At 37.3% G+C, this 7,944-nt stretch carries 9 protein-coding genes and 1 pseudogene; 8 read left to right on the plus strand and 2 right to left on the minus strand.

Features of this window, described 5'->3' with window-relative positions; all coding sequences use genetic code 11:
* The first annotated feature begins 23 nt into the window (after window positions 1–23).
* The 8 genes and pseudogenes from CBG25_RS03955 to hemN all read left to right on the plus strand — a co-directional run bounded on the left by CBG25_RS03955 (window position 24) and on the right by hemN (window position 6,785).
* On the plus strand, window positions 24–278 hold the full coding sequence (locus CBG25_RS03955; protein WP_290604679.1) for a transposase: 255 nt from the start codon (window positions 24–26) through the stop codon (window positions 276–278).
* Window positions 271–399 (plus strand): annotated as a pseudogene (locus tag CBG25_RS03960) (phosphate transport system regulator PhoU); the annotation flags it as partial. The gene CBG25_RS03955 and the pseudogene CBG25_RS03960, both read left to right, overlap by 8 nt.
* A gap of 164 nt (window positions 400–563) precedes the next feature.
* Window positions 564–1,388, plus strand: a complete 825-nt coding sequence (locus CBG25_RS03965; protein WP_290604666.1) for an ABC transporter substrate-binding protein — start codon at window positions 564–566, stop codon at window positions 1,386–1,388.
* A gap of 61 nt (window positions 1,389–1,449) precedes the next feature.
* A complete protein-coding gene (locus CBG25_RS03970) occupies window positions 1,450–2,187 on the plus strand; it encodes an amino acid ABC transporter permease (protein WP_290604668.1) in 738 nt (245 codons plus the stop codon).
* A 1-nt stretch (window position 2,188) separates the two neighbouring features.
* Window positions 2,189–2,923 carry an amino acid ABC transporter permease gene (locus CBG25_RS03975; RefSeq protein WP_290604669.1) on the plus strand — a complete coding sequence of 245 codons (735 nt, stop codon included), beginning with the start codon at window positions 2,189–2,191 and terminating at the stop codon, window positions 2,921–2,923.
* A 249-nt stretch (window positions 2,924–3,172) separates the two neighbouring features.
* Window positions 3,173–4,501 (plus strand): NCS2 family permease, encoded by a 1,329-nt coding sequence (locus CBG25_RS03980; protein ID WP_290604671.1) that lies wholly within the window; start codon window positions 3,173–3,175, stop codon window positions 4,499–4,501.
* Between the two features lie 118 nt (window positions 4,502–4,619).
* Window positions 4,620–5,141, plus strand: a complete 522-nt coding sequence (gene yihI / locus CBG25_RS03985; protein ID WP_290604673.1) for a Der GTPase-activating protein YihI — start codon at window positions 4,620–4,622, stop codon at window positions 5,139–5,141.
* Window positions 5,142–5,411: 270 nt separating this feature from the next.
* Window positions 5,412–6,785: an oxygen-independent coproporphyrinogen III oxidase gene (gene hemN / locus CBG25_RS03990; RefSeq protein ID WP_290604675.1), complete on the plus strand. Its 1,374-nt coding sequence runs from the start codon at window positions 5,412–5,414 to the stop codon at window positions 6,783–6,785.
* A 45-nt stretch (window positions 6,786–6,830) separates the two neighbouring features.
* Here the strand turns inward: hemN and CBG25_RS03995 are convergent, their stop codons facing one another.
* Both CBG25_RS03995 and CBG25_RS04000 read right to left on the minus strand, forming a co-directional pair.
* Window positions 6,831–7,145: a helix-turn-helix domain-containing protein gene (locus CBG25_RS03995; RefSeq protein ID WP_290604677.1), complete on the minus strand. Its 315-nt coding sequence runs from the start codon at window positions 7,143–7,145 to the stop codon at window positions 6,831–6,833.
* Between the two features lie 391 nt (window positions 7,146–7,536).
* On the minus strand, window positions 7,537–7,944 hold a 408-nt coding region (locus tag CBG25_RS04000; RefSeq protein ID WP_290604678.1), incomplete at its 5' end, for a transposase.

The raw sequence follows: 7,944 nt of genomic DNA on the forward strand, positions 1-7,944 counted from the left end.
AAATCTTGAATCAGCGAAAGAGCATGGTTGAACCTGTGTTTTCAGCATTGCGGGGAATTCAGGGTTTGGAACGTTTCCGGCGTAAGGGATTATTAGCGGTAAAGCTCGAATTTACCCTGCATGCAATGGCCTATAACTTATCAAGAGCGGTTGCTCTGATATTATGGATGATTTTCAGTCTATTATTTGTACAAACTAAAATCAGAAAAAGAGAAAATCTGCACGGTGGGATATTGTTGAAAAAAAAATTCCACCCCTTTTGCGACAGCCTCTATTGAGCGAATAGGTGATCGTTGCCAAAACATTTGTGAATTTATTTTCTATTATTTAAAAGGGCAAGATTTCCGTCATTTAGGTGGGGATTTTGTAGAAAAAATGCTAACTAAGGGTGGTCATTAACACGCTTTTCAGCGATCATTGAATGTTTATTTTTTAGCTCATGATTATTCCTTTTTGGAATAACCATAGATTTTTATATTATTTCATGTTCTAACTGTGAATTGATAATTTGACTCGAATAAACATAAATATACAAAAAATTGACAGTAAAAGGTAATAGTGAAATGAAATTCAATCTTATTGCAACTGTATTATCTGTCACATTAGCCTTGGTTACTGGGTTGGCAAAAGCAGATAAATTGGAAAGTATCAAAAAAACCGGTGTGATCCGTATTGCTGTTTTTGATAGTAATCCTCCCTTTGGTTTTATTGATGCTAAAACTAAAAAATTGGTGGGTTATGATATTGATATTGCAGAAGCGATTGCTAAAGATTTTGGTGTTAAATTAGTATTGCGTCCAACTAATCCAGCGAATCGAATACCGCTATTGACAGCAGGTAAAGTGGATCTGATTGGTGCTAATTTTACCATCACCAACGAACGTGCTAAACAAGTTGAGTTTTCAATTCCTGATTTTGCTACTGGGCAGAAATTTATCGCACGTATTGGGGTATTAAAAACGGCTGATGATATTATTCCTTTGCGTATCGGTGCAGATAAAGGAACCGTGCAGGAAATTACTCTACGTGAACGCTATCCTAATACTAAAGTAATATCTTACGATGATACCCCGCTTGCTTTTGCTGCATTACGAAATGGCAATGTACAAGCTATTACGCAAGATGATGCCAAACTGATTGGTTTATTGGGGAACTTACCGGCAAAAATTAAAGCAGATTATGAGATCTCACCTTTTAGTCTTACACGTGAATATCAAGCATTAGTAGCAGCTAAAGGTGAAACGAATTTGATTAAAGCGGTAAATAATACTTTATTGAAATTAGAAAAAAATGGTCAGGCAGAAATAATTTATAATCGTTGGTTTGGTCCAGAAACTAAAGCAGCACTACCTCGTGGTGATTTTAGATTTGCACCATTAGAAAAGTAAAAAAATATTATTTTTAATAAAAATACCTAAATGAGTGCTTCATCATAAATAGGTTGGATAAATGTTTGAACATTTTTTCTCTACCCAGCTATTAGCCCCTGAATATCTTGATTGGATTTGGCAGGGCTTACTGATTACTATTTGGATCTCATTTTGTGCCATAGTCGTCTCAACCCTGCTAGGGTTTGTTGTCGTTGCTGCTAGAGATAGCAATACCGTATTTTTGCGTTGGTTGGCAATTAGTTATATTTCACTATTTCGTAATACGCCATTATTAATACAGCTTTTTTTTTGGTATTTTGCCGCTGGAACGATATTACCCGAATCAGTTATGCAATGGCTAAATACACCACATCAGCTGGCTATTTTCGATATTAAGCTCGCATGGCCATCATTTGAATTTTTGGCAGGTGTGATTGGCTTTACTCTCTACTCTACGCCTTTTATTGCTGAAGAATTAAGAGCTGGTATTTATGGTGTAAAGCAAGGACAAAAATTTGCTGCATTAGCATTAGGTTTATCTGGCTGGCAAGCCATGCGTTATGTGGTTTTACCCCAAGCGCTAAAAATCGTAATGCCGCCTTTATTGGGGCAGTATATGAATATTGTAAAAAATTCTTCCCTAACTATGGCAATTGGTGTTGCTGAGCTTTCTTATGTTGCTCGTCAGATTGAAAGTCAAAGTTTACAAACCTTTACGGCGTTTGGTGTGGCGACAATTCTTTATATTGCCATTATTGCCTTGATGGAAGCTTGGGGACAATGGCGTCAGCAGCGTCTATTAATAAAGGGATATTAACATGGATTTTACAGTGATTGCTGAAAATTGGCGCTATCTGTTATTTGGTATATTTCCTGATGGCCCTTTAGAAGGTGCAGCACTGACTCTGTTAATAAGTTTATTAGCAGGAAGTATCTCTATTTTTCTCGGTATTGCTGGTGGAATTGCATTGGCGATGTTAAATGGTTGGTGGGCAAATTTACTGGCAGCTGTGTTAGGTTTTTTTCGGGCTATACCTGTCATCATGTTAATTTTCTGGAGTTACTTTTTATTACCTGTTTTACTAGGTACGGATATTCCTGAATTGACGACCGTAATTTGTGCTTTAGCTTTGATCACATCAGCTTATTTAGCGCATGGAGTAAAAGCAGGTATTTTGGCTATAGGTCAAGGGCAATGGCAAGCGGCGATGTCGCTAGGTTTTACCCGTTGGGCGGTATTGTGGAATATTATATTGCCGCAAGCGTTACGGATGATGATCCCCTCTTTTATTAATCAGTGGATTGCATTAATTAAAGATACTTCATTGGCTTATATTGTGGGAGTGGCAGAATTATCATTTTTAGCCACTCAAATAAATAATCGAGAAATGATTTATCCAATGGAAATTTTTCTATTTGTTGCTTTAATCTATTTCATTATGTGTTTTTCACTTGAGCTGATAGCAAATCAAATCTTACGTCGTTTAGAAAAAAATCGGTCGTCACAGGCTCTATTATCAGGCAAGCAACCAAATCAGTTGGTTTGTTTCTAATGTCCGTTATTCTATCTTATGCCTTTTAGAGGTAAATGAAAGATTGGTAACATGGGTGATTGATTCGTTGCTATTTATATCACTTTCTTTTTGATTCCACGAAGCCTTATTTCAATGTAATGACTGTGTTGAATATTCATTCGCATCATTATGTCAGATATTGTTTTCCTTTTTCTGTTTTATAATTAACTATTTGGATTAATTTTATTCTAGGATAGAGCAAAAAAACTTTTTTATTAGGCTAAATATATGAATAAAATAGATCCGATCAGACAACAGAGTTTGCTTCAGCGCATGTTTAAATTACATGAACATGGCACGACAGTTCGAACAGAAATCATTGCCGGATTGACGACGTTTTTGACAATGGTTTATATCGTTTTTGTTAACCCACAAATTCTATCAATGGCGGGAATGGATATTAAAGCTGTTTTTGTCACTACCTGCCTGGTTGCAGCGTTAGGTAGTATTATGATGGGGCTCGTTGCTAATTTACCGGTTGCTGTTGCTCCTGCGATGGGATTAAATGCCTTTTTTGCTTTTGTCGTTGTTGGTGCTATGGGCTATTCCTGGCAAGTGGCGATGGGAGCAATTTTCTGGGGAGCAGTTGGTTTATTTCTTTTAACGCTTTTTCATATTCGCTACTGGATCATTGCGCATATCCCTTTAAGCTTACGGGTTGGTATTACCAGTGGTATTGGTTTATTTATTGCCATGATGGGATTGAAAAATGCTGGCATTATTGTTGCTAATCCAGATACCTTGGTGTCGATTGGTAATTTTTCCCAATCGAATGTGTTATTGGGGATCTTGGGATTTTTTATCATTGTCGTGTTAGCGGCACGCAATATTCATGCTGCGGTGCTTGTTTCTATTGTGATCACCACGCTGATTGGGATGATTATAGGTGATGTCCAATATAATGGTGTTTTTGCGCTACCACCTAGCATCATGACGGTTGTTGGACATGTTGATATGATTGGCTCACTAGATATTGCTTTGTCTGGCATTATTTTCTCTTTCATGCTGATTAACCTGTTTGATTCTTCAGGAACCTTAATTGGTGTTACCGATAAAGCGGGTTTGGCTGATAAGACAGGTAAGTTTCCGCAGATGAAACAGGCGCTTTATGTTGATAGTTTAAGTTCGGTCGCAGGCAGCGCAATGGGAACATCTTCAGTAACTGCCTATATTGAAAGTAGTTCTGGGGTTGCGATAGGTGGACGTACAGGATTAACCGCAATTGTGGTTGGCGCGCTATTTTTATTAACAATTTTTATTTCACCGCTAGCTAGTATGGTACCCGCCTATGCAACAGCTGGCGCACTGATCTATGTTGGTGTCTTAATGACGTCGAGTCTAACACGTGTTGCGTGGCATGATTTAACCGAGTCAGTACCCGCTTTTATCACAGCGGTTATGATGCCTTTTAGTTTTTCTATCACTGAAGGTATCGCGTTAGGTTTTATTGCTTACTGTGTCATGAAAATAGGGACAGGCCGGTGGCGTGAGATTGGTTTGGCAGTCGTTATTGTTTCGCTGTTATTTATTGCAAAAATTATTTTGGTTGATGTGTAATAGCATTAATAAATAACTGAATAATTTATTTACATTACTTCGATAATTATTATATCGAAGTTTTCATTTATTCTAATTTTACCGTATCTAGTATAAGTCATCCACATATCATATTATTGTGTTAAATATAGAATTGAAAATCAGCAATGAGAGAAAAGCAGCTAATAAGATGAAAAAAAATCGTGAATCGCTAAATTTAGCCAGTCGTGAACGAAAAAAACAGAAAAAAAAGCGTGGCCATATAGCAGGTAGCCGTTATCAAGAAAGATCTAATGCACAAAATAACAATTATCCATCAATTGAGAAAGATCCGCGCATTGGTAGTAAGAAACCGATCCCTCTACTCATTGATGCTAAAGAAGAAAAAGCCTTAAATACCAACAAGCAAAAAATAAACAAGGTAGAAAAATCAATATTATCACCCGCAGAAGAGTTGGTATTATTGGAAAATGATGAACGTCTGGCCGCGTTATTAACTGATCTTGAAGAAGGTAAAAAATTGGCCAAAGATGAAATGACTTATGTTGATAGTAAATTGGATCGCATTGATACTTTGCTGAAAATAGTTGGTATTGAGCTTGATGACGAAGAAGATGATGATAAACCAGATGATATTATGCGGCTTTTAAAAGGGAAGTAAGCATTGTTTGTTTCATAACTATTTAATAGTAAAAATGGCTGTTACTGCCTAATAAAATAGTAATATTTATTACTGATTAATCATAAATAATTTATCAATAATTACCTTTGATTATCAATATTACTGATCTTAAATAGTTTAGTTAATTAGATTATTATCCCATTTACATCATCTTATGATAATCTCTCATCAGTTAAGATAGTGGCAGCAAATACAGTAATGTGAGTCTGGCTATAAGATAGCAGATAGTTATTATTGAAGGATAAAAATATGTCAGAGCAGGGTATTATTTGGGATCTTTCCCTCATTCAAAAATATAACTATTCTGGGCCCAGATATACATCTTATCCTACTGCGTTAGAATTTAATCAACACTACAGTGATAGTGATTTTGCTATTGCTGCCAGTCGCTATCCTGACAGACCGCTGTCTCTTTATGTACATATTCCGTTTTGTCATAAGCTGTGTTATTTCTGTGGCTGTAATAAGTTGGTGACTCGTCATAAACATAAAGTAGATAACTATCTGCTGATTTTAGCAAAAGAGATCATAGAACAAGCGAAATTATTTACTAATCGTACTGTTACCCAAATGCACTGGGGCGGTGGGACACCAACCTATTTGAGTAAATCCCAGATCAGCCAACTATTGGCAATGCTGAAATCACATTTTCATTTTGCCACCGATGCCGAAATATCAATTGAAATTGATCCGCGAGAAATAGAATTGGATGTTATTGATCACTTGCGCTACGAGGGTTTTAACCGCTTGAGTATGGGCGTACAGGATTTTAATAAACAAGTACAGCATTTAGTTAACCGCCAGCAAGATGAAGATTTTATTTTCGCTTTGATTCAACGTGCCAGAGACACGGGGTTTAGTTCTACCAGTATCGATTTGATTTATGGTTTACCGAAACAGACAGCGGAAACGTTTGCTTTTACTTTAGAGCGAGTATTAGCCCTTTCGCCTGATCGTTTAAGTGTGTTTAATTATGCCCATTTACCGGCTCTCTTTGCCGCACAACGCAAAATAAAACCGCAAGATTTACCGACAGCGGAACAAAAACTGGCTATTTTGCAGCAAACGATTTTTACCTTAACACAAAATGGTTATCAATTTATTGGTATGGATCATTTTGCTAAACCTAACGACGAACTGGCTATTGCACAACGTAATGGGATTTTACATCGTAATTTTCAGGGCTATACCACTCAGCAAAACTGTGATCTACTCGGACTTGGTGTGTCAGCAATTAGCATGTTAGGCGATCATTATGCACAAAATCAAAAAGATTTAAGCGCCTACTATCAGGCTATTGAAAATCATCAACATGCATTGTGGAAAGGTTTATCTTTGACACAGGATGACTGTATTCGACGTGATGTCATCAAAACTTTGATCTGCAATTTTCATTTAGATTATGGTCAAATTGAAGATTGCTATCAGATTGATTTTAAAAATTATTTTTCTGCAGATTTACAGTTATTACAACCAATGATAGCAGATGGTTTGGTGAATGTTGGTCAAAGACAGCTACAAATTACCCCTAGAGGCCGATTATTGATCCGTAATATATGTATGTGTTTTGATATTTATTTACGCAACCAAATGCGTCAACGTCAATTTTCACGTTTGATTTAGTTGGTCACAGAGGATAGTTTAGCTGTACATTTCAGCTCTTTTTTACTACCCGATACCAAATTCTTTCAATTTACGAGTAATAGTATTTCTCCCCCAGCCGAGTAAGCGAGCGGCTTCTTGTTTATGGCCTTTGGTATGGATTAAAGCGCATTCAAGCATTGTACGTTCAATCTGCGGTAAAACTTCCTGTAGTAAATTCTGTTTATTATTTTCGAGTGCGGTTTTTGTCCAATTGGCAAGTGGATCAAGCCATATTTCGTTATTTGCCGCAGGTTTCTTTTTAGGCGAATAGAGAAATTGTTGATTTTGTTGCAAATCGCTTGGCAGATCTTGCGGCAATATCACTTGGCTGGAAGACATCAGTGCGACATGAAGTCGCTTAGAGAATTGCTTTGCTTGCAGAATAACGCACTGACAAAGTCCGTTGTTCCGTCAACGATAGCCTACTGACCCAAGCGAGATAGGTAACTAACTGGTTTAAAGCGGTCGGGACAATGTAGTAAGAGCTGTGAGTACCAATACGGCTTGCACGCTAGGCTTGATGGTATGGTTAACTTATGTGAACTGTTAAATAAACGTCGTCATCCAGAAACAGCCAAAGGTACTGATAGGCTGTGGCCAAAAGGCACAGTAGCTGGATATTCCTTTTGAAGCTGGGAATACACGGACAAAGTAAGCTATCGGCGAAGTAGACAGAACCTAACCCATTGTGTTTTCTGAGTGGAACATGGTAAGCCCGTATCTCCGCCTTTTAGAGGCTGTCGCAAAAGGGGTGGAATTTTTTTTTCAACAATATCCCACCGTGCAGATTTTCTCTTTTTCTGATTTTAGTTTGTACAAATAATAGACTGAAAATCATCCATAATATCAGAGCAACCGCTCTTGATAAGTTATAGGCCATTGCATGCAGGGTAAATTCGAGCTTTACCGCTAATAATCCCTTACGCCGGAAACGTTCCAAACCCTGAATTCCCCGCAATGCTGAAAACACAGGTTCAACCATGCTCTTTCGCTGATTCAAGATTTTTTTAGACTCAGGAGTAGCCATATGTAAACGAAGTTCATCTCGCTGTTTATCTTCCGGATAGCGTTTTATTTTCCTTCCATCTTTGGATTGTGTACATTGTTTTTTTTGCTCGCATTGGGCGCAATTAACACA

It is taken from the genome of Arsenophonus sp. ENCA, assembly GCF_002287155.1.
Classification (GTDB): domain Bacteria; phylum Pseudomonadota; class Gammaproteobacteria; order Enterobacterales; family Enterobacteriaceae; genus Arsenophonus; species Arsenophonus nilaparvatae.